Here is a 1,538-nt window from a genome sequence, read left to right on the forward strand (position 1 = left end):
CAACGCCGTTGCGTTTAGCGCTGTGAGCGGGAGGCAAGTCCTTTCTCGAAGACTGTGATTTCGGCGTGGAAGCTGTAGGTCTGTGTGGTTGTTGGGTGTTGTCCGGCGTTTGGGCTGTATTTACTGGTGGGGTTCTTGCGGGTGCGGGCTTTGACGCGGGGGCGGCGTCGTGTGGGTAGGAGGTTGGCCAGGGCGGCGTGGCCTATCGCGCCGAGGAGGTTGGTGGGGATGGCAGGGAGGATCGCGCTGGCGGTGGTGATCGTGTTGGTGGCGGTGGTGATGAGGATCGTGAAGCTGAGCCGGTCCATGTCGGTGCCTGGTTGGGTTGACGCGGCGTCTGCGGCTGTGCGGATGAGGGTTTGGTAGGCGGTGAGAAGGGCGTATACCTCTTGCTCGATGCCGGGGACGCTGTGGGAGCGCAGGACGCGGCCGTTGAGCATGGTCGCTTTGATCGAGTAGTAGGTGGTTTCGGCTTGCCAGCGTTCGTGGTAGAGGTCCACGAGTTCTCGGGCGGGGTAGCGGGCGTGGTCTGTCAGGCTGGTGATCAGCCGCCACTGTTCGTGGCGCGTCGTGCCGTCGGCGAGGGTGACGGTGACCTGCGCTTCGATGACCCGCACGAGGATGAGGGCGGGTAGTGTGCCGTAGCCGATGCGGGTCAGGTAGGAGCCATCGGGTAGGCGTTGCGTGATGGTCGGGCGGCGGCAGGCGGTGGAGCGGACCAGGAACTGTGCGCCGCGTTCGCGCACGTGGTGCAGGAACTGCGCGGCGTCGAAGCCGGCGTCGGCCAGCAGGAGCATTCCGCGGTCCAGGACGCCCACTAAGCGATGGGCGTAGGGCAGTTCGCCTCCTGCGTCAGGGCCGAAGTCCGCAGCGAGCAGGGCGCGGGTCCCGCATTCGATCAGCACGAGCAGCCGCAACAGCGGGTAGCCGAACTCCCGCCGGTCTCCTCCCCGTTTCCGGTAGCGCCACGTGACCTGATCCGCATCGGGCACGTGCAGGTGAGTGCCATCGATGGCCACGGTGCGCAGGCCTCGGTAGAACACGCCGGGCTGGCCGGGCAGGCCGACGGCACCTGCGAGGGTCTCGAACAGGCGCCGTAGCGGCGCCGCTCCGATCCGACGCCGGGCGCGTGAGAGTGAGGAGACACTCGGGCGCGTCAAGCGCAGATCCGTCAGGGCAGCGGTCAACTTCCCCCACGTCGCCAGATAGGAACAACCCTCGAACAGGGCGAGCGCGAGGACGAAATACACCACGACCCGAGACGGCAGCAGCCGCAGCCGCTTCTCACGCGTCCCGGTCTCCTCCAACACCGCGTCGACCAGGTCAAAATCGATGACCTGCGTCAACTCACCCAGATGCCCAGGCGCGTACACACCCCCAGCCACCTCCAACGACCGAGTGATGACAGACTTCTCCTGCAACGGGACTCCTGAGACGTGATCTTCTTGCTCGACACAAGTTGATCTACCAGGAGTCCCGTTCCCGTTATCCAGCAGGGGTTGACCCGCCGATCACAGCCCTAACGCAACGGCGTTGAC

General features: G+C 65.6%; 1 protein-coding gene. It reads right to left on the reverse strand.

Annotated elements, in window-relative coordinates:
• Nucleotides 1–14 precede the first annotated feature (14 nt).
• Nucleotides 15–1,421 carry an IS4 family transposase gene (locus ACLQ3B_RS33635; protein ID WP_425784686.1) on the reverse strand — a complete coding sequence of 469 codons (1,407 nt, stop codon included), beginning with the start codon at nucleotides 1,419–1,421 and terminating at the stop codon, nucleotides 15–17.
• Nucleotides 1,422–1,538: the final 117 nt, after the last annotated feature.

The organism is Micromonospora sp. DT53, from assembly GCF_049841535.1.
In the GTDB taxonomy this organism is placed as follows: domain Bacteria; phylum Actinomycetota; class Actinomycetes; order Mycobacteriales; family Micromonosporaceae; genus Micromonospora.